The sequence below is a fragment of the Inquilinus sp. Marseille-Q2685 genome, assembly GCF_916619195.1.
In the GTDB taxonomy this organism is placed as follows: Bacteria; Pseudomonadota; Alphaproteobacteria; order DSM-16000; family Inquilinaceae; genus Inquilinus.
This window is the reverse complement of record NZ_CAKAKL010000014.1, coordinates 1-22,683: the sequence shown is the minus strand read 5'-3', so window position 1 is coordinate 22,683 and position 22,683 is coordinate 1. Positions and strand designations below refer to the sequence as shown.

Below are 22,683 nucleotides of genomic sequence, written 5' to 3'. Positions count from 1 at the left end.
GCGCCCAAGTCCTGGCCTGGCGGGTACCGTGTCGCGATGAAAGGGCGACAGTCGACAATGACGATGGCATTCGATTCATCCCGTGACTCGATTGAGCCGCGAGAGTAAAGGCCGGCGGAAGAGGCTGGTTTTAAGTTATGTTAAGAGATATTGCCGGCCCCGGAGGCAGCGACATCCGGACGAGGAGGCCACGCGGCACGTGATCGAGCAGTTCGATGCTGCCGCCGTGGCCACGGACGACGTCGCGGGCGATCGAAAGGCCCAGCCCGAAGCCCCGGCCCGAAGCCACAGAGCGGGTGTCGTCGCCCTTGAAGAACGGATCGAAGACCTTCTCGCGCAGCGGCGGCGGAATGCCTGGACCATCGTCCGCCACCTCGATCTCCGCCGCGCCGCCCTCGCCGGCCCGCAGGCTGACCCGCACCGCCGACCCATGCTGAACGGCGTTGTTCACCACATTGCTGACGGCACGGGTCAGCGCGTTGGGCCGGCAGACCCAGGCCAGGCGCGGCGGCCCGGCATAGGCGACGCCGTGGCCGACATCGCCGAATTCGGTGCAGACCGTCTGCAGCAGGCTCGACAGGTCGACCCGAGACATGCGCTCTTCGCGGATGCCGGGCCGCAGATACTCCAGCGTCTCGTCGAGCATGTCGCTGATCCGCACGACCTCATGCAGGATACCCTCCCGCAGCCCCGGGTCGTCGACCCGCTCGGCGCGAAGCCGCAGGCGGGTCAGCGGCGTCCGCAGGTCGTGGCTGATCGCGGCGAGCATGCGGGTGCGGTCGTCGATCAGAGCCCGGATGCGGGTGCGCATGTCGTTGAGGGCACCGGCGAGCTGGCCAATCTCCCGCGGTCCTCGGCGGTCGACCAGGCGGTCTTCGTCGGGCGAGCGCCCGAAGGATTCGGCCGCCGCCCCCAGCGCCGACAGCGGCGCGATGATCCAGCGCACCGCATACATCGACAGGAACAGCACGAACACGATCATCGTGACGATGATCAGGACCGTGGGCTTGAGGATGAATCTCCACAGGCCGGCCCAGGTCGGCGTCGGGAACAGCAGGACGAACCGATCGTCGACCCGCACGACGAGACCATGGCCGGCACCGGAAGGAAGGTTGGCACCGCGTGCCTCGATGCCCCAAAGGGTCTTCAGCTGATAGGCGATCAGCTCCGACAGGATCGACGTCGGCCCGTCTTCAGACTGGGCGGCGAATTCCCCTGACGGCATTCGGATGACATCGGCGCCGGCACGCCGGGCGACATCGAGGATCCCGTTGGCCTCGTCCGGGGTGTCGGCGCTCTGGACGATCTGGGTGATCTTGGCGATTGCAGCTGCCGAAAGAATGACCCCGTCCCGCGCATCGGGCTCCCTGAAGAACAGGAACAGGACCGTGCCGGTCAGCCCGATGCCGAGCAGCATCGAGATCGCGACGAGTCCGGTGATCTGGCTGACGATGCTGCGCGGGATCAGGCGAGAGAGGAAGCGCATCAGGCCGGCTCGACCCGCTCGGTGAACATGTAGCCGCCGAGGCGCACCGTCTTGATGAAGCGCGGGTTGTCGGGATCGGGCTCGATCTTCTGCCGGATGCGGCTGACATGGACGTCGATGCTGCGCTGGACCGGGCTGGCCAGGCCGCTATGCGTCAGCTCGATCAGCTGGTCGCGCGACAGCACCTGGCCGGGGTGCCGGCACAAGGCCGCCAGCAGGTCGAACTCGACGCTGGTCATGGCGACCTTGACCCCGTCGGGGTCGTGCAACTGCCGCGACGCCGGGTCGATCCGCCATCCGGCGAAGCGCAGCGGGCGCATGCGGCCGCCGTTCCCGCCCTGCGCGCGCCGCAGCAGCGCCCGGATGCGCGCCACCAGCTCGCGGGAATCGAACGGCTTGGGCAGGTAGTCGTCGGCCCCGATCTCCAGCCCGACGATGCGGTCGACTGCGTCGCCGCGGGCCGTCACCATGATGATCGGGATGGTCGAAGCGGCCCGCAGCCGGCGGCAGATGCTGAGCCCGTCCTCGCCCGGCAGCATGATGTCGAGCACCACGAGGTCGATCTCGGTCTGGCCTAGCACCGCGTCCATCTCGGCCGCGGCGGTTGCGGTGGAGACGATGAAGCCGCTGTCCGAAAGGACGCCCTGCAGCATCCGGGAGATCTCGAGATCGTCCTCCACGAGCAGCACATGCGGCTGTGCCTCCGGACGTGCCGCTGCGGAGGTCGACATGGTCTTCCTGGATCCTGCCATGCCCTATTGTCTCAGTGGGCCGACACGCGATCATCCGTCGAAATGTTATTTTTTGTAAACGCCGGCCGTCGGACGGGACGGCTTCCTCGGCGGTTCAGGCCGCCGCGCGCCGGCCGAGCCAGAGGTCGAGATCGGCCAGGGCGCGCTCGCTGTACAGGCTCTTGCGGTCGCGGCCCTTCACCTTCTTCTGGCCGGGCTGTCGCTCGGGAATCTCCGGCGGCGGGAACAGGCCGAAATTGACGTTCATCGGCTGGAAGGTCTCGACCTCGCCGCCGCCGGTGATGTGGTTCAGCAGCGCGCCCAGCGCCGTGGTCACGGGCGGCGGCACGATGGCCAGGCCCAGCCGCTCCGCCGCCGCCATCCGGCCGGCCAGCAGGCCGATCGCGGCGCTCTCGACATAGCCCTCGACGCCGGTGACCTGGCCGGCGAAGCGCAGCCGCGGCATCGCCTTCAGCCGCAGCGCCGGGTCCAGCACCCGCGGGCTGTTGATGAAGGTGTTGCGGTGCAGCCCGCCCAGCCGTGCGAACTCGGCATCCTGCAGGCCCGGGATCATGCGGAACACCCGCACCTGCTCGGCATATTTCATCTTGGTCTGGAAGCCGACCATGTTGAACAGCGTGCCCAGCGCATTGTCCTGGCGCAGCTGGACCACGGCCCAGGGCCGGCGGTCGCTGTGCGGGTTGGTCAGGCCGACCGGCTTCATCGGGCCCCAGCGCAGCGTATCCGGGCCCCGCTCGGCCATCACCTCGATCGGCAGGCAGCCGTCGAAATAGGGCGTGTCCTTCTCCCAGTCCTTGAACTCGGTCTTCGGCGCGGCCAGCAGCTCGCGGATGAAGGCCTCGTACTCCTCCTTCGACATCGGGCAGTTGATGTAGTCCTTGCCGGTGCCGCCCGGGCCGGGCTTGTCGTAGCGCGACTGGAACCAGGCCGTGCCGAAGTCGATGCTGTCGCGGTGGACGATCGGCGCGATGGCGTCGAAGAAGGCCAGCTCGGCCTCGCCGGTCAGGCCGCGCACCGCCTCGGCCAGGGCCGGGGAGGTGAGGGGGCCGGTGGCGACGATCACGCTGTCCCACGCCTCCGGCGGCAGGCCGGCGATCTCGCCGCGCTTCACCGTGACCAGCGGATGGTTCGTGAGATCGGCGGTGACGCCGGCGGAGAAGCCGTCGCGGTCGACCGCCAGCGCGCCGCCGGCCGGCACCTTGTGGGCGTCGGCATGGCGCATGATCAGCGATCCGCAGCGCCGCATCTCCTCGTGCAGCAGGCCGACCGCATTGTACATCGCGTCGTCGGAGCGGAAGGAGTTGGAGCAGACCAGCTCGGCGAAGCCGTCGGTCTGGTGCGCCTCGGTGCCGCGTACCGGCCGCATCTCGTGCAGCACCACCGGCACCCCGGCCGAGACCAGCTGCCAGGCCGCTTCGCTGCCGGCCAAGCCGGCGCCGATGACATGGACGGGGGCGGGCGTGCTCATCGTACCGATCTCCTGCGAAGGGCGTGACTGATACGCCGATCGTTCCGTCCAGGCAACGGCCATTACCCGGATCGGGCCGCCTTTGTCATGCCATGCTCCTGCATGTATCTAGGAGCTCAGCTGCGTGCGGGGGAAGGGGACATCGCATGGCGTCGAGATGGGCCTGGATGCTGGCGGCGACGGTACTGGCATTTCCTCTCGCCGCCGCAGCGCAGGACGTGCCTGCGGGCGGCACCAACAACTCCTGCATCTTCGCCCATGACGGCGAATGCGATGAGGCCAACGGCACCTGCGCCGCCGGCACCGACAGCGCCGATTGCCGGCCGGATGCCGCGGCCGACCCGGCGAATTCCTGCCGCTTCGCCTTCGACCAGCGCTGCGACGAGCCCGGGAAGGGCACAGGCCTCTGCGCCGCCGGCAGCGACACCGCCGACTGCGCCGCGGCCGCCCCCGCCCAGGTCCCGAACGCGCCGGCCCAGGCCGTGCCGCCGCAGGGGCCGGGCGACGACAGCTGTCCCTTCGCGCGCGACACCGAGTGCGACGAGCCGGGTGTCGGCTCGGGTGCCTGCGCCGCCGGCACCGACACCAGCGACTGCAAGGCCAAGAGCGGGGGCCTGCCGGCCCCGGACGCGCCCGCGGCGCCGGCGTTGCAAGGCGAAGACAGCTGCCCCTTCGCCCGCGACGGCGAGTGCGACGAACCCGGCGTCGGCTCCGGCGCCTGCGCCGCGGGGACGGACACGGCCGACTGCAAGGCGAGACAGGGGGGCGGCCAGCCTCCTGCGATGCCGGCGCCATCGGCCGGGGGCGACGACAGCTGCCAGTTCGCCCAGGACGGCGAATGCGACGAGCCGGGCCGCGGCACCGGCCTCTGCTCCACCGGAACGGATGTCACCGACTGCGCCGCCGCGGGCGAAGGCTCCGGCGCCCCCAGCACCGCAGTCCCGGCCTGTCCCTTCACCGGGGACGGCGAATGCGACGAACCGGACAAGGGGTCAGGCCTGTGCGCCGCCGGCACTGATGCGGAGGATTGCCGGGCGAAATGACCGGCTACACCGGTCGCCAGTCGATCCTGAGCTCCTCGCGGAAGGCGAAGCGGACGAGATGCGAGGCGACGACCTCCTGCAGCCGGGCCAGCCCGGCGGCGTCCGGCGACTCGTTGCGCAGCAACAGCAGATGCGGCTCGGCCGCCAGGGTCGTGGTGCCCATCTCGAAGGTGAGGTGCCCCTTTTCGGCGTCGAAGGTCGCCGGGATCCTGTGGCCGAAATGCTTGCACAGCTGCTGCAGGTACTTGCTGGCGTGCTCGGTGGGAACGCGGGCTTCGGAGCTCGGCATGATGTCCTCGTCGATCGGATGATCCCCAGATGGGTTCGTTGCGAGCGGTTCGCAACAGGCTGCGGCCTTCTGGCGGTGGCGATCGGACGGCCGTCACGGCAGAGTGCCGGCGCCACACCTGAATCGGGACGCATCCATGCCCAAGCTCATCGACATCTCGATCCCGCTCGAGAACGACGTTCCGGCCGACCCACCGTTCCAGAAGGTCTCGATCACCTATCGCGCCCATGACGAGACGGCGCGTGAGATCGGCTTCGTATTCCCGGGCCTGCGGCCGGACCAGCTGCCGGAGGGCAAGGGCTGGGCGGAGGAACGGGTCGCCATCTCCACCCACAACGGCACCCATCTCGACGCCCCCTGGCACTACCATCCGACGATGGACGGCGGGAAGCGCGCCATCACCATCGACGAGGTGCCGCTGGACTGGTGCTTCCAGCCGGGCGTGAAGCTGGACTTCCGGCACCTGCCCGACGGCCACATCGTGACGCCGGACGAGATCGACGCGGAGCTGGAACGGATCGGCCACACGCTGAAGCCGCTGGAGATCGTGCTGGTCAACACCAGCGCCGGCGCCCGCTACGGCCAAGCCGACTATGTCGACCGGGGCTGCGGCATGGGCCGAGACGCGACGCTGCACCTGCTGCGCCAGGGTGTGCGCGTGACCGGCACCGACGGCTGGAGCTGGGACGCGCCGTTCAGCCACACGGCGCGGCGGTTCAAGGAGACGGGCGACGCCTCGCTGATCTGGGAGGGCCACAAGGCCGGCCGCGACATTGGCTACTGCCATCTGGAGAAGCTGCACAACCTGGAGGCGCTGCCCGCCACCGGCTTCACCGTCAGCTGCTTCCCGGTGAAGATACGCGCTGCTTCGGCGGGCTGGACGCGGGCGGTGGCGATCCTGCCGGACTAGGCAGGATCGGTTTGGGTCGTCAGGCCCCCGCCTGTGCCGCCACGAAATCGCGGAACCAGTGCTGGGCCGGATGGGCGTCGTTGCGGCGGTGCCAGGACAGCACGAAGGGCACCGGCGGAAGGTCGAGCGGCGGGTCCAGCAGGCAGAGGGCGTCGGCATGGCCGGAGGACGCGACCACGCCCCGCATCAATGTCGCGATCAGATCGGACCGGGCCACCACGGCCGGGGCGGCATACATCTGCGGCAAGGTCAAGCCGAGCCGGCGCTTGAGCTTCTTCTTCGCCAGCTCGGCATCCACCATGCCGAACTGATCATTCTCGGGCGACACCAGCAGGTGCGACAGCGCCAGGAAACGGTCGAGGTCGAGCGGCCGGCCGGCCGCGGGATGGCCGCGGCGCAGCACGCAGACGAACCGCTCCTCGAACAGCGGGCGGGACAGGATGCGGCCGGCCGGTGCCGCCGGCACGCCGATCGTCGCATCGGCTTCACCGGCATCCAGCATGCCGATCGCATCGTCCCGTGCCGTGAAGCTGCGCACCCGCAGCGTGATGCCGGGCGCAGTCTCTTGCAGCACCGGTGCCAGGCGCGGCAGCAGCGAGAAGGCCGGGTGGTCCGACAGGCCGAGGGTGAAGGTCGCCGCGGATGAGGCCGGATCGAATTCCTGAGTGAAGTCCAGCGTCTGCTGGATCTGCGCCAGGGCATCGGACAAAGGCTGCGCAAGATCGAGCGCGCGGGGCGTCGGTTGCAGGCCATACGGACCGCGCACGAACAGCTCGTCCCGCAACAGAGCGCGAAGCCGTGCCAGGGCGGCGCTCATCGCCGGCTGGGTCCGGCCGATCCGGGCGCCGGCGCGGGTGACGCTGCGCTCCGCCATCAAGGCGTCGAAAGCGACCAGAAGGTTCAGGTCGATACCATGAAGATCCATGAGGTGGATGATCTCATATATAGATCATCGATTTCAAATATGATGGCGCATCTCTCAATTCTTGCTCGTCGGGACTATCCGGCCAACCCAGAGCGAGAACGGATGCAAGATGAACCAATCCCAGAGCAGCCTGGCCGCCGGGCTGACGACGTCGGAGCAGCACGCGGTCGAGACCTTCTATCGCGCCTTCGCTCATCATGACCCCGACCTGCTGGACCAAGCCGTCACCCCGGACTGGCTGGACATTCCGCCGGCGCCGGGCCAGGGGCCTGGGCCGGAGGGGCTGAAGCCGATGATCCGGGCCTTCCTGCAGGCCTTTCCCGATCTCGACGTCACGATCGAGGATATCTTCGGTCATGATGGCCGGGTCGGTGTGCGGGCGCTGATCACCGGCACTCATCGCGGCAAGTGGTTCGGTATCGCCCCGACCGGCCGGCCGGTGAGGCTGGCGCTGCATGAGTTCCACCATCTCAGGAACGGCAAGATCAGCCACACCTGGCATCTCGAGGACTGGTTCGGGATGCTGCAGCAGGTCGGCGCCTGGCCGCCGGCCCTGGCTGCGGCGGAGGCCGGGCGATGAAGGCGGCACGTATCCGGGCCTATGGTGATCTCGGCGGCGCCGTGGTCGAGGACGTGCCGGTGCCGGAGGTCGGCCCCCATGAGGTGCTGATCCGGGTGGTGGCGGCCAGCATCAACCCGCTGGACATCAAGCTGATCGGCGGCGGCCTCGACGCCTACTTCCCGTTGGCCTTCCCCTATTCGCTGGGAACCGATCTCGCCGGTACGGTCGAACGGGCCGGCGCGCTGGCGGCCCGCTGGCGACCGGGCGACACGGTCATCGCCCGGGCGGACCCGGTGCGCGGCGGCGCCTTCGCCGAATTCGCCGTCGTGCCGGCAACCCGTGTCGCGGCGGCGCCGGCCGGCCTGCCGCTCGCCGTGGCGGCGGGCTTGCCCACGGCGGCGGGCACCGCCTGGCAGGCGCTGTTCGAAACCGCCTGCCTGTCGGCGGGGCAGACCGTTCTGATCCATGCCGCCGCCGGCGGCGTCGGCAGTGCCGCTGTACAGCTGGCGCGGTGTGCCGGCGCCAGGGTCGTCGCCACCGCATCTGCCGCCAATGCCGACCTCGTCCGCCGGCTCGGTGCGAGCCATGTCATCGATTACCGGACCGAGGATTTCACGGCGATGGTCCGCGATGTCGATGTCGTGCTCGACATTATCGGCGGTGACACCCAGCAGCACTCTTTACGCCGTGCTGCGGCCAGGCGGGAGGCTGGTCAGCATCGTGTCGCCGCCGGATGAGGCGCTGGCGACGGCGCATGGCGTCTCGGCCGGGTTCGTGTTCCACCACACCGATGCCACCCGCCTCGGCCTGATCGCCGGGCTGTGCGATGCCGAAATACTGACGGTGGTTGTGGATCGCGAATTGTCGTTGGGAGAGCTGGAGGCGGCGCTCGGGCATGTCGCGTCCGGCCATGCCCGCGGAAAGGTCCTGCTCCGCCTGGCCTGATCTGCGGGCGGTGCCTGCTCAGACCGCCAGCAGGGTGTGCATCGCCGTGGCGGTCGTGATCGCCGCCGCGACAGCCTCGTCGCCGTCCCCGTCCTCGACGTGCCAGAGGGCGGAGAGGACGGACTGGGCGAAGGACCAGCGCAGGATGCGCTGCTCCGGCAGGCCCAGCGTCTCGGCGATGATCCGCACCCGGCGGGCGATGCGGCGGGGATCGTTGTACAGCTCCTCGGCGTCGCCCGGATTGCGCAGGCCGGCGCCGGTCTCGTAGGTCAGCTCGCCGATCACGCCCTTGGGATCGATCACCAGCCAGCCGCGGTCGCCGCCGTCCAGCACGTTCTCATGGTGCAGGTCGCCATGCAGCAGGTAGCGCCGGCCCTGGCTGGCGCAGAGATCCCGATACTCGGCCTCGGCTCGGTCGAGCAGGTCGGCCGGTATCTCCGGATGCGGCTCGCCGGCCCGATAGCGGGCGAAGGCGCGGCCCCAATCCTCCACCGTCGGCCAGCGGCCGGGCGGCGGGTCGTCCTGGTGCAGGTCGGCCATCACGCCGCACAGGATGCGGACGGCTTCGTCGTCGCGGCCGGCCAGCACGATCTCGGTCAGCTCCGTCCCCGGCAGCGCCCGCTCCAGCAGTACGGCGTTCTGCTCATGCCCCAGCACACGGACGGCGCTACGGCCCCGGTAATGCGCCAGCATCATCGGGCCCAGCATCTCGTCGCTATTCGGCTTGAGCACCTTCAGCACCATCCGGGTGTCGCCGCGGCGGACGAAGGCGACATGGGCGCCGTTGCGCTCGATCGCGTCGCCGTCGGGCTCCAGCTCCCAGCGGTCGAGCCACAGCTCGATCGGCGACAGCGCGCTGCTCATCAGGCGGGCTTCCACTCCAGCATCGCTTCCAGCACCCGGCGCAGCACCGCCTGCAGCGGCCTGGCCCGCTCCCCCTGGTACGCGAAGGGCGGATCCTCATCCATGTAGTGGCGCTGGGCCAGCTCCATCTGCAGCGCGTGCACGTTCCGCTCCGGCTGTCCGTAGTGGCGGGTGATGTAGCCGCCCTTGAATCGGCCGTCGACGACATGGGTGAAGCCCTCGGCCGTGCGGCAGATCTCCGCGATCCGCTCCTTCAAGGCCGGCGCCGCCGTGGCGCCGGCGTTGCTGCCGAGATTCAGGTCGGGCAGGAGGCCGTCGAACAGTCGTGGCACCTGCGAGCGGATCGAATGCGCGTCGTAGAGCAGGGCGTAGCCGTGCTGCGCCTTGATGCGCTCCAGCTCCGACTCCAAAGCGGCGTGGTACGGCTTCCACACCGTGTTCACCCGGCCGGCGATCTCCGCCGCATCCGGCTCCTCGCCCGGTCGGTATAGCGGCCGGCCGTCGAAATCGATGGTCGAGCACAAGCCGGTGGTGGCCTGGCCGGGATACAGGCTCTGGTCGTCCGTGGGGCGGTTCAGGTCGATGACGTAGCGCGACTGCACCGCCTGGATGATGCTGACGCCGAGGCCCTCGGCGTAGTCGTAGAGCCGGTCGAGATGCCAGTCGGTGTCGCGCAGCAGCTGCCCTTCCGGCGTGAGCCTGGCCCAGATCGCCTCCGGCACGCCGGTGCCGACATGCGGGATGCTCAGCAACAGCGGCGCGGTGCCGCGATGCAGGCGGAAGGCGTCCATCACGCGGCCTCCAAGGTGCTCGGCAGCAGGCCGGGCGCATAGGGCAGGAAGCTGCCGGCCCGGACCAGGGCCTTGGCGGCCTCAATGTCCGGGGCGAAGTAGCGATCGGAATCCCAGGCCTTCACCCGGGCCCGGACCGCCGTCATCGCCGCCTCGATCCGCTCGGCGCTGCGCAGGGGGCGGAGGAAGTCGATGCCCTGGGCCGCGGCCAGCAGCTCGACGCCGACAATCGCCGCGGTGTTCTCGGCCATCTCGGCCAAGCGGCGCCCGGCATGGGTCGCCATCGACACATGATCCTCCTGGTTGGCCGAGGTCGGCAGGCTGTCGACCGAGCTGGGATGCGCCAGGCTCTTGTTCTCGCTGGCCAGGGCGGCCGCGGTGACATGGGCGATCATGAAGCCGGAGTTGACGCCCGGATCGGCCACCAGGAAGGGCGGCAGGCCGGAGAGGTTGGAGTCGGTGAGGAGGGCGATGCGCCGCTCCGAGATCGCCCCGATCTCGGCGATCGCCAGCGCCAGGTTGTCGGCGGCGAAGGCCACCGGCTCGGCATGGAAGTTGCCGCCGGAGATGACGTCGCCCGACTCCGGGAACACCAGCGGGTTGTCGGAGACGGCGTTGGCCTCGATCTCCAGGATCCGCGCCGCGTGGCGGATCTGGTCGAGGCAGGCGCCCATGACCTGCGGCTGGCAGCGAAGGGAGTAGGGGTCCTGCACCCGGTCGTCGTTCTCGATATGCGAGGCGCGAATGGCGCTGCCCGCCAGCAGGCCGCGCAGCACCGCCGCCACCTCGATCTGGCCCGGCTGACCGCGCCATTCGTGAATGCGGGCGTCGAAGGGCGCATCGGAGGCGCGGGCGGCGTCGACCGACATGGCGCCCGCGACGAGGCCGGCGGCGAACACCTCCTCCGCCGCGAACAGGCCCATGAGGGCCAGGGCGGTGGAGACCTGGGTGCCGTTCAGCAGCGCCAGGCCCTCCTTCGGCGCCAGGGTCAGCGGCGACAGGCCGATCTGGCGCAGCGCGTCGGCGGCCGGCCAGCGCTTGCCGCGCAGCCGGATCTCGCCCTCGCCGAGCAGTGCGGCCGAGAGATGGGCGAGGGGGGCGAGGTCGCCCGAGGCGCCGACCGAGCCTTTGGCCGGGATGCAGGGATAGGCGCGGGCGTCGATCAGGGCCTGAAGCGCCTCGATCACCACCCAGCGCACGCCGGAGCGGCCGCGGGCCAGGCCGTTGAGCTTGAGCGCCAGGATCAGCCGGACCACGGCATCGTCCAGCAGCGGGCCGGTGCCGGTGGCGTGCGACAGCACCAGGTTGGTCTGCAACTGCTGCAGCCGGTCGGTCGGGATCCGGGTCTGGGCCAGCTTGCCGAAGCCGGTGTTGACGCCGTAGGCGGTGCGGTTCTCGTCGACGATCGCGGCGACGGCGGCGGCCCCGGCCTCGATCTCCGGCCGGCAGGCGGGGGCGAGCCGAACGGCGGCGTCGGTGCGGGTGATGGCGCGGAGCTGCGGCAGCGCCAGGCGGCCGGCGGTGAAGGTGATGTCGGCCATGTCAGTAGAGATGGTTCCGGTAGGAGTTTTCGAGCCGGGCATCGGCCTCGGCGGTGTCGACGCCCTTGATCTGGTCGGCCAGGATCTTGCCCAGCGTCGGGAAGCTGCCGCGTTCGATCTGCGCCGCCGGATCCCACAGGCGGGACCGGATCAGCGCCTTGCCGCAATGGAAGTAGATCTGGTCGACCGTGACTCGCAGCGCCGATGTCGGGACCTTGCCGTCGACCGCCATCGGTTGCAGCACCGCTGGGTCGGTGGTGATCTCGGCGCCGCCATTGACCCGCAGCGTCTCGTTGACGCCCGGGACGAAGAAGACGAGGCCGACCTTCGGGTTCTCGACCACGTTCGACAGGCTGTCGCACAGATTGTTGCCGCGCCGGTCGGGGATCAGCAGGGTCTTCTCATCGGCCACGGTGACGAAGCCGGGCGCGTCGCCGCGGGGCGAGGCATCGGTGCTGCCGTCGGCCCCCGCCGTCGCGATCACCAGGAAGGGCGACAGGCCGATGAAGGCGCGGGCGTGCCGGTCGATCCGGTCCAGGACTTTGTTGCGGACCAGCTCGCTCGGCTCGGCGTAGCGGCTGCGCAGATCGGCCTGGTCCCGGACGATCCCTTCGGCGTGAACGATCCCGTCATCCATGATCATCCTCCAGCATCGGCAGCTTCAGGCCCTGCTCGCGGGCGCAGTCGCGGGCGATGTCGTAGCCCGCATCGGCATGACGCATGACGCCGGTTCCGGGGTCGTTGGTCAACACCCGCTCCAGTCGCCGCGCCGCCTCCGGCGTGCCGTCGGCGACGATCACCATGCCGGCATGCTGGCTGTAGCCCATGCCGACGCCGCCGCCATGATGCAGGCTGACCCAGGTGGCGCCCGAGGCGGTGTTGAGGAGGGCGTTCAGCAGCGGCCAGTCGGACACGGCATCCGACCCGTCCTGCATCGCCTCGGTCTCGCGGTTCGGGCTGGCGACCGAGCCGCTGTCGAGATGGTCGCGGCCGATCACGATCGGCGCCTTCAACTCGCCCCTGGCCACCATCTCGTTGAAGGCCAGGCCCAGGCGGTGCCGCTGGCCGAGGCCGACCCAGCAGATCCGTGCCGGCAGGCCCTGGAAGGCGATGCGCTCGCGCGCCATGTCCAGCCAGTTGTGCAGGTGCGGGTCGTCGGGGATCAGCTCCTTCACCCGCTGGTCGGTCCGGTAGATGTCCTCCGGGTCGCCGGACAGGGCGGCCCAGCGGAACGGGCCGATGCCGCGGCAGAACAGCGGGCGGATATAGGCCGGGACGAAGCCGGGGAAGTCGAAGGCGTTCTCGACGCCGACATCCTGCGCCATCTGGCGGATGTTGTTGCCGTAGTCGAGCGTCGGGATGCCCATGGCGTGGAAGTCCAGCATCGCCCGGACATGAGCGGCCATGCTCTCCTTCGCTGCGCGGACCACGCCCTCGGGGTCGGTCTGGCGGCGGGTCTCGGCCTCGGCCCATGTCCAGCCCGCCGGCAGGTAGCCGTTCAGCGGGTCGTGCGCCGAGGTCTGGTCGGTCACCGCATCCGGGCGCCAGGCCGGGTCGTTTTTCGCCCGGCGCACGATCTCCGGGAAGATTTCGGCGGCGTTGCCGAGCAGGCCGACCGAGATGGCCTTGCCCTGGGCCTTGGCCTCGCGGACGATCGCCATCGCCTCGTCCAGCGTCTCGGCCTTGCGGTCGACATAGCGGGTGGCGAGGCGGCGCTCGATCCGGCTGGCCTGGCATTCGACCGCGATCATCGAGGCGCCGGCCATGGTCGCGGCCAGCGGCTGGGCGCCGCCCATACCGCCGAGGCCGCCGGTCAGGATCCAGCGGCCCTTCAGGTCGCCGTTGTAGTGCTGGCGGCCGACCTCGGCGAAGGTCTCGTAAGTGCCCTGCACGATGCCCTGGCTGCCGATATAGATCCAGGAGCCGGCCGTCATCTGGCCGTACATCATCAGCCCCTTGGCCTCGAGCGCGCGGAAATGCTCCCAGGTCGCCCAGTGCGGCACCAGGTTGGAGTTGGCGATCAGCACCCGCGGCGCGTCGGTGTGGGTGCGGAAGACGCCGACCGGCTTGCCGGACTGCACCAGCAGCGTCTCGTCCGGCGCCAAGTCCTTCAGGGTGCGGACGATGGTGTCGAAGGACTGCCAGTTGCGGGCCGCTTTGCCGATGCCGCCATAGACCACCAGCTCGTCCGGGTTCTCGGCCACGTCGGGGTCGAGATTGTTCATCAGCATCCGCATCGCGGCTTCGGTCTGCCAGGTGCGGCAGCTCTTCTCCGGCCCGTGCGGCGCCCGGATGACGCGGCGGTTGGTGGCGGTCGTCACGGCAAGCCTCCTCGCATAATTTGGTCTTGGGCTGAATTGGTATAGGGTTGTATATACAAGCTGTGAGAGGTCGACAAGGGCCGGAGAGGACGCTCGCGGAATCGTGATGGATCCCCAGCCACTGACACTGACGCTCGGCGAACCGCTGCCGCTGTACCGCCGCGTGAAGGCGATGATCCTGCGCTTCATCGAGACCGGAGAGTGGCCGGAGAACGGGCGGGTGCCGTCGGAGAACGAGCTGGTGCGTTCGCTCGGCATCAGCCGGATGACGATTCACCGGGCGCTGCGCGAGCTGACCGAGGCTGGGGTGCTGGTGCGGGTGCAGGGTGTCGGCACCTTCGTCGCCGGGGCCAAGCCCGAGGCGCCGCTGATGGAGATCCGCAGCATCGCCGACGACGTGCGGGCCCGCGGCCACGCCCACAGCGCCACGGTGGTGCTGGTGCGGCCGGAGGCGGCGACGGCGGAGGCGGCAACGCGGCTGGAGGTGGCGGAGGGCACGACCATCGCCCATTCGGTGCTGATCCATCATGAGGATCGCGTGCCGATCCTGCTGGAGGACCGGCTGGTGCGGCTGGACGCGGCGCCGCACTACCTGGCGCAGGACTTCACCCGGATCACGCCGCACGACTACCTGATGCAGGCGGCACCGATGCCGGATGGCGAGCATGTGGTCGAGGCGGTGCTGGCCGAGCCGTGGGAGCGCGAGCATCTGAGGATCGGCCGGCACGAGCCCTGCCTGCTGGTGCATCGCCGCACCTGGTCGGCGGGCCGCCTGGTCAGCGTCGCTCGCCTCTTGTTCCCGGGCTCGCGCTACCGCATCGGCGGCCGGTTCACCAGCCGGCCGGCGCCGCTTCCCACGCCCTGAGCCAGGTCTCGACCGGGCCGAGGTCGAAGGCGACCTCACCCTCGCGGCCGATCGGCAGCAGCGGCCGGATCGCCTGCCAGGGCGCGCGCAGGCCCCGGCCCAGCCCCTCGACCGGCAGATCGCGGCGGGCGATCGCCCAGACGGCGACTGCGGCCTCCACCGCCGCCGCGGTCCAGGCGGCGTCGAGCTGGCGCTCGGTCTCCTCGACCGCGAAGGGCGCCATGCCTCCGACATCCTCGACCCCGTCGCAGATCTGGCCGCGATACTGCAGCGACACCGGCTGGGCGGCGATGCGGGCGGCGGCGACCTTGGCCGCGGCGATGTGGCCGAGATTGAGGAACTGCACCCCGCCGGCCGCCCCGGCCTCGGCCGCCAGCCCGGCGGGCAGGCCGCTGAAGGACGGCCATTGCAGCTTGTGCACCCGCTCGCCCGAGGCCTCGACCGCTTTGCCGATCGCGAGGCGCAGCGCGTCGAGCGCGACGGCGAGCAGCGTCGTCTCCATGCTGCCATGCGAGACCGCGGCGCCGGTGGCGCGGTCGATCAGCGGGTTGTCGGCGACCGCGTTCAGCGCCGCCTCCCATGCCTCCCACGCCCAGGCCAGGGCGGTGCGGGCGGCGCCGTGGATCTGCGGCGCGCAGCGGAGGCTCAGCGGGTCCTGCAGCAGGCGCGCCGTGCCGGGCTGCCACAGCGCGCTATTCTCCAGCAGGCGGCGCAGAGCCCGGCCGGCGGCGGCATGGCCGGCCTGGGGGTGGGCGCGCTCCACCGGTTCCGACCAGGCGCCGGGATTGCCGCGGAAGCCCTCCAGCGACAGCGCGGCGGCGAGGTCGAGCGCGTCGAGCAGCCGCTTGGCCTCGGCCAGGGCCAGGGCGCCGGCGGCGAGGGTGAGGGCGTTGCTGTTCAGCAGCGACATCGCCTCCTTCGCCGCCAGCCCGTCGAGCGGCGGCACGGCGGAGGCGAGGCCGTCGGCGCCCGGCCCGTCCGCGGCGCGGCCGACCAGCGGCAGGGCCAGCTGCGACATCGCCACGATGTCCGATGCGCCGATCGAGCTGCCGGTGCGCACATCGGGCGCCACCCCGGCATTGGCGCGGGCCAGTTGCGCCGCGCATAGGGCCGGGCGCACGCCGGACCAGCCGCGAGCCCAGCCGTTCAGCTGGATCGCCAGCGCGGCACGGATCACGGCGGCGGGCGCGCGGCGGCCCGGGGCGCGGGTGGCATGGCCGGTCAGGACGGCGAGATTGAAGGCGGCGTCGCGGCGCGGGTCGACGGCGAAGTCCTTCTGCGAGCCGAAGCCGGTGGTGATGCCATAGGCCGGCACCCCGGCCTCGACGATGCGGTCGACGATGCCGCGCGCCTCGGCGATGCGGTCCCAGGCGGCGTCGGACAGGGCGAGCCGGGTGGCGCCGGCGGCGAAGCGGACCAGTGCTGTGATGCCGAGGCTGTCGCCGTCGAGGGTCAGGACGGCCGTGTCGGCCGCGGGCATGTGGCTCATGATTCGGGGAGGCTCGCTTCGTCTCGCCCGATCCGTAAGGCAGGGCGGCCCGCCGCGCCGCCAGCCGAACGCCGCCCGCTGTTCCGCCAGCGACAGCGCTAGATCCACACGTCGTTCTGCGCCGTCCTGTCCCCGCCTTCGTGGCCGGTGTTGAGGATGCCGCGAGGCTCGATCAGCACCAGCTTCACCTCGCCTTCCGCGCAGGGCTTGTGATCGACGCCCTTCGGCACGACGAACATTTCGCCCGGGCCCAGCGTCACGGCGCCGTCGCGGAAGTCGATGCGCAGGCGCCCCTCCAGCACCAGGAAGGCCTCGTCCGTCTCCGGATGGTGGTGCCACATCTCCTTCCGAGTGGGACCCAGATGTGACCCGGCCTGCGCCGCGGATCTTGTACCGGCGTGCGCGGCGGCAGCCCTCCCCTGAGCAACAATCGCTTGGCGGCGCCGCCCGACATCGCGAGGATGCGCGCCATGGATGCACCGACCCTGACCTATCCCCATCCCACGGCGCCCGAGCCCGGCGTGCCGGTGGAGGTGGCGCCCGGCCTCTTGTGGCTGCGTTTCCCGCTGCCGATGGCGCTGAACCACGTCAATCTGTGGCTGCTCGAAGACGACGACGGCTGGACCCTGGTCGACACCGGCATCGGCAACGCCGCCTCGCGCGAGATCTGGGAAACCCTCCTGGCCGGGCCGCTGAAGCACCGGCCGATCGGCCGGGTGCTGGTCACCCACATGCATCCGGACCATATCGGCCTGGGCGGCTGGCTGTGCGAACGCTTCCGGGCGCCGCTCGTCATGACGCTGTCCGAATACGCCTCGGCCCGGGCCACCTGGTCGGACGACCGGCCCGAGGTGGCGGCCGCGCATGCCGCCTTCTACCGCGCTTCCGGCCTGCCGCCAGAGGCGGCGGAGATGGTGGAGGCGCGCGGCAACGTCTATCGCCGCGGCGTCTCGCCCCTGCCGGTGGCCGCCCGCCGCATCCGCGACGGCGACACGCTCGCGGTCGGCGGCCGGCCGTGGCGGGTGATCGTGGGCGAGGGCCATTCCAGCGAGATGGCCTGCCTTTACGATGCCGAGCGCGGGATCCTGATCTCGGCCGACCAGGTGCTGCCGAAGATCAGCCCGAACGTCTCGGTCTGGCCGTCGGAGCCCGAGGCCGACCCTCTGGCGGATTTCCTGCGCAGCCTGGCAGTGTTGCGGCAACTGCCGGCGGAGACGCTGGTGCTGCCCTCCCATGGCCTGCCCTTCTTCGGCCTGGCCGAGCGGATCGACTGGCTGAAGGCGCATCACGAGGAACGGCTGGCCCTGGCCCGCGAGGTCTGCCGCACCCCGGCGACGGTCGCCGAGCTGATGGCGGCGATGTTCCACCGTGCGCTGGACCGGCAGCAGATGATGTTCGCGGTGGGCGAGGCGACCGCGCATCTGAACCGCCTGGTCGCCGCCGGCGAGCTGGTGCGCGACACCGGCGGCGACGGGATCTGGCGGTACTCGAGACGCTGACCGGTCGCCCGCCCGAACTACAGCACGAAATCCGCGGCCGTGAGGGCGTGGTCGGAGGTGACGGTGATGATCGCGTCCTCGACCCTGTTGCCGGTGGTCTCGAGATAGACGCCGTAGCGGTTGTCGGCGAATGCCAGCACCCGGATCTGCCCGATGCCCGTGAAGACGCCGCCGGTGCCGAAGGTGAAGGCGGTGTCGCCGTTGGCCGCGTTGCCGTCGGCGTCGATCATCGACAGGTCGATCCTGTCGCCGGTGGTGAAGTCGAGAATCGCATCCTTGCCGGCGGCGGCGACGGTGCTGTCGGTCACGGCGGCGTAGACGAAGCGGTCGTTGCCGGCGCCGCCTCTCAGCATGTCGGCGCCGCTGCCGCCCGCGAGGACGTCGTTGCCGGCCATGCCCCACAGGGTGTTGGCGCCGGAGTCGCCGGTCAGCGTGTCGGCGAAGCCCGAGCCGATCACCTGCTCGATGCCGCTGAAGGTATCGCCCGCGGCGTCGCCGCCCGAAGCCGCGCCGGTGGCCAGATTGACCGACACCCCGGCGGCGGAGCCGGCATAGCTGGCCGTGTCGATGCCGGCGCCGCCGGCCAGCGTGTCGGCCCCGGCCGCGCCTTCGAGCGTGTCGCTGCCGTCGCCGCCGTCGAGCTGGTCGTTGCCGGCGCCGCCCAGGATGGTGTCGTTGCCGGCCTCGCCGAAGACCTGGTCGGCCTCGCTGCCGGCATCGACCGAGTCGTTGCCGATGCCGCCGCGGATGGTGTCGATGCCGGCGCCGCCGACCAGCCGGTCGGCGCCGTCACCGCCGTCGAGCGTATCGTCGCCCGCCTCACCGGACAGGCTGTCATCGCCGCCAAGGCCGGCGAGGGTGTCGTTGCCGAGCTCGCCGCCGATGATGTTGCGGGCGTCGTTGCCGGTCAGCTGGGCGGCGAAGCTCGACCCGTACAGGTTCTCGATGCTGCTCAGCGTGTCGCCTGCGGCGTCGCCGCCGGAGACGGCGCCCGTCAGCAGGTTGACCACGACGGCCGCCGCGGAGCCCTGGTAGTTGGCGAAGTCCGAGCCGGCGCCGCCGTTGAGAGTGTCGGCTCCCGCCCCGCCGCGGAGCTGGTCGTCGCCGCCGCCGCCGCTCAGCGCATTGGCGCTGCCGTCGCCGTACAGCCGGTCGGCGAAGCCCGAGCCGATCAGGTTCTCGACGCCCGACAGCGTGTCGCCCTGGGCATCGCCGCCCGCGCCGGCGCCGGTGGCCAGGTTGACCATCACCCCGACGGTCGACGCGTCGTAATAGACCGTGTCGATGCCCGCGCCGCCATTGATGGCGTCGGCGCCGTCATAGGCGTTGATCTGGTCGTTGCCATTGCCGCCGCTGACGACGTCGTTCCCCGCGCCGGAGCGGATCGTGTCGTCGCCGTCGCCGCCGATGAGCGCATTGGCGCTGGCGTCGCCGATCAGGGTGTCGGCGAAGGCTGAGCCGACGACGTTCTCGACATTCTGGAACGTGTCGCCCTGGGCGTCGCCGCCGAAGCCCTGGCCGGTGGCCAGGTTCACGATCACCGCCGCGTTGTCGTAGTAGACCGTGTCGATGCCGGCGCCGCCGTTGATGGTATCGGCACCGCCATAGGCGGCGATCTGGTCGTTGCCGCCGCCGCCGTCGATGGCATTGGCGCCGACGTCGCCGCGCAGGGTGTCGTCGAAGGCCGAGCCGACCAGGTTCTCGATGTTCTGCAGCACGTCGCCCTGGGCATAGCCGCCCGAATTCCCGCCGAAGGTCAGGTCGGCCAGGACCCCGGCGTTGGACAGGGCATAGCTCGCGGTGTCGATGCCGGTGCCGCCCTGCAGCGTGTCGGCCCCGGCGCCGCCGTCGAGCACGTCGTTGCCATTGCCGCCGTCCAGCACGTTGGCCGCGGTGCTGCCGACCAGGATGTCGTTCGAGCCCGAGCCGGTGACGTTCTCGATATTGACCAGCGTGTCGCCCTGGGCGTCGCCGCCGGTGTTGGCGTTGGTGGCCAGGTTGACGCTCACCGCGGCGGCGGACGCAGCAAAGGTCGCCGTGTCGGTGCCGTCGCCGCCGTCCAGCGTGTCGGCCCCGGCGCTGCCGTGGAGCAGGTCGTCGCCGTTCCAGCCGTAGAGGGTGTTGGTCGCGGTGCTGCCGATCAGCACGTCGTTGAAGCCGGAGCCATTGACGTTCTCGATGTCGGTCAGCATGTCGCCGTCGGCCTCGCCGCCGGATGCGGCCCCGGTCGCCAGGTTGATGGTCACCGCGGCGCCGGAGCCATAGTAGATGGTGGTGTCGCTGCCGATGCCGCCGTTCAGCACGTCGCCGAACTGGCCGCCTTCGAGAGAGTCGTTGCCGGCCCCGCCGTTCAGCGTGTCGGTGCCGCCGGCGACGATGATGCCGGCATAGTTGTCGCCGACCAGGCCGTCGTCGCCATTGGCGCCGTTGAGGATGTCGTCGCCGTTGAACCCGACCAGGCCGGTGCCGAGGTCCAGGTTGGCGGTCTGGATGTCGTTGAAGTTGGTGCCCAGGACCAGCTCGAAGCCGGAGAAGGTGCAGCCCGCCACCCCGAGCTGCCCGGCCCCGGTGGTCAGGTTGACGTCGATGGCCGTGCCGTAGACACGGCCGTCGAGGAGATCGTAGCCGTCGCCGGCGATCATGGTGTCGGCGCCGCCGCTGAGCTGGATGTAGTCGTTGCCGGCGCCGGTATCGATATAGTTGGCGCCGCCGTCGCCGGCGATCTGGTCGTTGAAGGCGGTGCCGATCACGGCCTCGAAGCCGATCATGGTATCGCCCACGACCTCGCCCGCAACGCCGAAGGCGTTCAGGGCCAGCCCGACGCCCGCGGTGGCGTTGGCGAAGCTGAGCGTGTCGAAGCCGTCGCCGCCGTTCATATAGTCGGCGCCCAGGCCGCCCTGGATGGTGTCGTTGCCGCCGAGGCCGAGCAGCGTGTCGTCGCCCGCGCCGCCGTTGATGATGTCGATGCCGTCGGGGTTGGCCGCATTGCCCGGATCGGTGCCGGTGAGGCTGTCGTTGCCGATGGTGCCGTTGAGGGTCTGGGTCACGGAAGGTCCTCCACTGTCGGGTCGGCGCCGCCCTTCTTGCGGGAGCGGCCGAGCGTCGAATTGCGCCCGGCCGGGCCGGGCTGACTCGCAATGGACGGGATCTAGCAGGCGGCCTGCATATCCGATTAGGTCCAGATCGGGTAAACCCGTGGTGCCAGATGCGGCTTTCATGGATCCAGATCGCCCCGATCGATGGGTCCAGATCGAGCGCGGGCAGCAATCGGCCGGTCGCCGCCCCAGGGAGGCTGCGTGATGAGTCCAGATCGCCCCAATCGATGAGTCCAGATTGCGCACAGGGTCGAAATAAGATCTTATTCAGGCCAACGGGTCGGGGGCGTGGAGAGGGGCGTGGCGGCCGACGACATCCTGTGGCGGCAACTGCTGACGCTGTCGCGCCGGCCCGACCTGACGCTGCAGGCCCAGCTGCGCGGCGCCATCGCCCAGGCGGTGCTGGACCGGCGGCTGCCGCCGGGGACCGAACTGCCTTCGTCGCGCCGGCTGGCCGAGATCCTGGGCATCAGCCGGAACACCGTGATCCTGGCCTATGACCAGCTGACCCAGGAGGGCTTCGTCGCGGCGCGCAGCCGGTCGCGCCACATGGTCGACCCGGCGGCGCTGGAGAATGCGGCGCGGGCGGCCGGGGTGCGGCCCGACGCGCCGGCGCGGCGGCCGGACTGGGCCGCGCGGCTGACCGGCCGGCCGTCCCGCACCCGGCACGTGACCAAGCCGGTCGACTGGTTCAATTACCGCTTCCCCTTCGTCTACGGCCAGCCGGACCCGACCCTGTTCCCGATCGCCGAGTGGCGCGAGGTGGTGCAGCTGTCGCTGCGCTCGGTCGCCATCCGCGACTGGGCCGGCGACCATGTCGACGCCGACGACCCGCTGCTGGTCGAGCAACTGCAGAAGCGGGTGCTGCCGCGCCGCGGCATCTGGGTGTCGCCGGAGCAGATCCTGGTCACGCTGGGGGCGCAGCAGGCGCTGTACCTGGCCGCGTCGCTTCTGCTGGGGCCGGAGAAGACGGCCGCGATCGAGCAGCCCGGCTATCCCGATATCCGCAACCTGTGCCGGCTGTTCGGCGCGCGCGTCCAGCACCTGCCGATGGACCATCACGGGCTGCGCCCGGGCGCCGGCCTGGCCGGCTGCGACCTGCTGTTCGTGCAGCCGAGCCACCAGAATCCGACCACCGTGACCATGCCGCTGGCGCGTCGGCAGGAGCTGCTGGAGGCGGCGTCGGCGCATGACGTGGTCATCGTCGAGGACGATTACGACAGCGAGCTGACCTTCGTCGGCGAGGCCACCCCGGCGCTCAAGGCGCTCGACCGCGACGACCGGGTGATCTATGTCGGCAGCGTCTCGAAGACCCTGGCGCCGGGCCTGCGGCTGGGCTTCGTGGTGGCGGCGCCGGAGTTCATCGCCGAGGCCCGGGCGATGCGGCGGCTGACGGCGCGGCACCCGCCGGCGAACAACCAGCGCGCCGTGGCGCTGTTCCTGCAACTGGGCCATCACGACGCCGCGATCAAGCGGCTGATCGCCGCCTATCGCGAGCGCGCCGCGGCGATCGGCGAGGGGCTGCGCACCTATCTGCCCGAATTCGACTTCCGGCTGCCGGCCGGCGGCTCGGCGCTGTGGGCCGAGGGGCCGGCCGACGTGTCGATGAACGTGGTCGCCGCCGCGGCCGCGCCGCAGGGCCTGCTATTCGACCCCGGCGCGGTGTTCTTCGACCGGCCGGTGCCGCCGGAGAACGTCGTCCGCCTGGGCTATTCCGCCATCCCGGCCGACCGCATCGAGCCCGGCATCCAGCTGATGGCCCGGCTGGTCCGCGCCTCCCGCCACGGCGGCCGCCAGGCCGGGGTGGGGTGAGGGGAGCGGCTGATGGCGGAGGGGCT

General features: G+C 70.7%; 21 protein-coding genes. 8 read left to right on the top strand and 13 right to left on the bottom strand.

The features are described from left to right. Window positions 1-130: 130 nt before the first annotated feature. From LG391_RS33290 to trmFO, 3 genes are all read right to left on the bottom strand, one after another. Window positions 131-1,486, bottom strand: a complete 1,356-nt coding sequence (locus LG391_RS33290; protein ID WP_225773261.1) for an ATP-binding protein — start codon at window positions 1,484-1,486, stop codon at window positions 131-133. After that, window positions 1,486-2,217 carry a response regulator gene (locus LG391_RS33285; RefSeq protein ID WP_225773260.1) on the bottom strand — a complete coding sequence of 244 codons (732 nt, stop codon included), beginning with the start codon at window positions 2,215-2,217 and terminating at the stop codon, window positions 1,486-1,488. The genes LG391_RS33290 and LG391_RS33285 overlap by 1 nt, the downstream gene beginning before the upstream one ends. A 115-nt stretch (window positions 2,218-2,332) precedes the next feature. Beyond that, window positions 2,333-3,706, bottom strand: coding sequence for a methylenetetrahydrofolate--tRNA-(uracil(54)-C(5))-methyltransferase (FADH(2)-oxidizing) TrmFO (trmFO, locus tag LG391_RS33280; RefSeq protein WP_225773258.1), 1,374 nt, complete (start codon window positions 3,704-3,706; stop codon window positions 2,333-2,335). Window positions 3,707-3,852: 146 nt separating this feature from the next. On the opposite strand from trmFO, the gene LG391_RS33275 reads away from it, so the two are divergent. Beyond that, a complete protein-coding gene (locus LG391_RS33275; RefSeq protein WP_225773256.1) occupies window positions 3,853-4,749 on the top strand; it encodes a hypothetical protein in 897 nt (298 codons plus the stop codon). Window positions 4,750-4,753: 4 nt separating this feature from the next. Here the strand turns inward: LG391_RS33275 and LG391_RS33270 are convergent, their stop codons facing one another. Next, window positions 4,754-5,038: a DUF2218 domain-containing protein gene (locus LG391_RS33270; protein WP_225773254.1), complete on the bottom strand. Its 285-nt coding sequence runs from the start codon at window positions 5,036-5,038 to the stop codon at window positions 4,754-4,756. A 136-nt stretch (window positions 5,039-5,174) separates the two neighbouring features. Here LG391_RS33270 and LG391_RS33265 point away from each other — a divergent pair, with 136 nt between their 5' ends. Beyond that, window positions 5,175-5,948, top strand: coding sequence for a cyclase family protein (locus tag LG391_RS33265; RefSeq protein WP_225773252.1), 774 nt, complete (start codon window positions 5,175-5,177; stop codon window positions 5,946-5,948). 19 nt (window positions 5,949-5,967) lie between these two features. Here the strand turns inward: LG391_RS33265 and LG391_RS33260 are convergent, their stop codons facing one another. Continuing rightward, window positions 5,968-6,873: a LysR family transcriptional regulator gene (locus tag LG391_RS33260; RefSeq protein WP_225773250.1), complete on the bottom strand. Its 906-nt coding sequence runs from the start codon at window positions 6,871-6,873 to the stop codon at window positions 5,968-5,970. Window positions 6,874-6,982: 109 nt separating this feature from the next. Between LG391_RS33260 and LG391_RS33255 the strand changes: the two genes are divergently transcribed. From LG391_RS33255 to LG391_RS34820, 3 genes are read left to right on the top strand one after another with little or no spacing between them, the layout of a single operon-like run. Continuing rightward, window positions 6,983-7,453, top strand: a complete 471-nt coding sequence (locus LG391_RS33255; protein ID WP_225773248.1) for an ester cyclase — start codon at window positions 6,983-6,985, stop codon at window positions 7,451-7,453. Next, entirely contained in the window at window positions 7,450-8,172 is a 723-nt protein-coding gene (locus tag LG391_RS33250; protein ID WP_255647001.1) for an NADP-dependent oxidoreductase, read from the top strand. The genes LG391_RS33255 and LG391_RS33250 overlap by 4 nt, the downstream gene beginning before the upstream one ends. After that, a complete protein-coding gene (locus tag LG391_RS34820; protein WP_255647000.1) occupies window positions 8,156-8,380 on the top strand; it encodes a zinc-binding dehydrogenase in 225 nt (74 codons plus the stop codon). Before LG391_RS33250 ends, LG391_RS34820 begins: the two co-directional genes overlap by 17 nt. Before the next feature lie 18 nt (window positions 8,381-8,398). On the opposite strand, the gene LG391_RS33245 is transcribed toward LG391_RS34820, so the two are convergent. Genes LG391_RS33245 through hutU form a run of 5 tightly spaced genes read right to left on the bottom strand, consistent with a single transcriptional unit; the run spans window position 8,399 to window position 13,897 of the window. Next, entirely contained in the window at window positions 8,399-9,244 is an 846-nt protein-coding gene (locus LG391_RS33245; RefSeq protein WP_225773246.1) for an aminoglycoside phosphotransferase family protein, read from the bottom strand. Next, window positions 9,244-10,035 (bottom strand): N-formylglutamate deformylase, encoded by a 792-nt coding sequence (hutG, locus tag LG391_RS33240; RefSeq protein WP_225773245.1) that lies wholly within the window; start codon window positions 10,033-10,035, stop codon window positions 9,244-9,246. Before hutG ends, LG391_RS33245 begins: the two co-directional genes overlap by 1 nt. After that, window positions 10,035-11,576 carry a histidine ammonia-lyase gene (gene hutH / locus LG391_RS33235; RefSeq protein ID WP_225773243.1) on the bottom strand — a complete coding sequence of 514 codons (1,542 nt, stop codon included), beginning with the start codon at window positions 11,574-11,576 and terminating at the stop codon, window positions 10,035-10,037. The genes hutG and hutH overlap by 1 nt, the downstream gene beginning before the upstream one ends. A gap of 1 nt (window position 11,577) precedes the next feature. Next, window positions 11,578-12,213: a pyridoxamine 5'-phosphate oxidase family protein gene (locus LG391_RS33230; RefSeq protein ID WP_225773241.1), complete on the bottom strand. Its 636-nt coding sequence runs from the start codon at window positions 12,211-12,213 to the stop codon at window positions 11,578-11,580. Beyond that, on the bottom strand, window positions 12,206-13,897 hold the full coding sequence (gene hutU / locus LG391_RS33225) for a urocanate hydratase (protein WP_225773239.1): 1,692 nt from the start codon (window positions 13,895-13,897) through the stop codon (window positions 12,206-12,208). Before hutU ends, LG391_RS33230 begins: the two co-directional genes overlap by 8 nt. A gap of 106 nt (window positions 13,898-14,003) precedes the next feature. On the opposite strand from hutU, the gene hutC reads away from it, so the two are divergent. Next, window positions 14,004-14,762, top strand: a complete 759-nt coding sequence (hutC, locus tag LG391_RS33220) for a histidine utilization repressor (protein WP_225773237.1) — start codon at window positions 14,004-14,006, stop codon at window positions 14,760-14,762. On the opposite strand, the gene LG391_RS33215 is transcribed toward hutC, so the two are convergent. Together LG391_RS33215 and LG391_RS34815 are read right to left on the bottom strand one after the other, a co-directional pair. Next, a complete protein-coding gene (locus LG391_RS33215) occupies window positions 14,728-16,251 on the bottom strand; it encodes an aromatic amino acid lyase (protein ID WP_225773235.1) in 1,524 nt (507 codons plus the stop codon). The genes hutC and LG391_RS33215 overlap by 35 nt on opposite strands. Before the next feature lie 98 nt (window positions 16,252-16,349). Beyond that, window positions 16,350-16,751, bottom strand: a complete 402-nt coding sequence (locus LG391_RS34815; protein ID WP_255646998.1) for a cupin domain-containing protein — start codon at window positions 16,749-16,751, stop codon at window positions 16,350-16,352. Between LG391_RS34815 and LG391_RS33205 the strand changes: the two genes are divergently transcribed. Further along, window positions 16,722-17,750 (top strand): MBL fold metallo-hydrolase, encoded by a 1,029-nt coding sequence (locus LG391_RS33205; RefSeq protein WP_225773231.1) that lies wholly within the window; start codon window positions 16,722-16,724, stop codon window positions 17,748-17,750. The genes LG391_RS34815 and LG391_RS33205 overlap by 30 nt on opposite strands. A 17-nt stretch (window positions 17,751-17,767) precedes the next feature. Here the strand turns inward: LG391_RS33205 and LG391_RS33200 are convergent, their stop codons facing one another. Next, a complete protein-coding gene (locus LG391_RS33200) occupies window positions 17,768-20,797 on the bottom strand; it encodes a calcium-binding protein (protein WP_225773229.1) in 3,030 nt (1,009 codons plus the stop codon). Between the two features lie 348 nt (window positions 20,798-21,145). Here LG391_RS33200 and LG391_RS33195 point away from each other — a divergent pair, with 348 nt between their 5' ends. Next, window positions 21,146-22,657: a PLP-dependent aminotransferase family protein gene (locus LG391_RS33195; RefSeq protein WP_225773227.1), complete on the top strand. Its 1,512-nt coding sequence runs from the start codon at window positions 21,146-21,148 to the stop codon at window positions 22,655-22,657. Window positions 22,658-22,683: the final 26 nt, after the last annotated feature.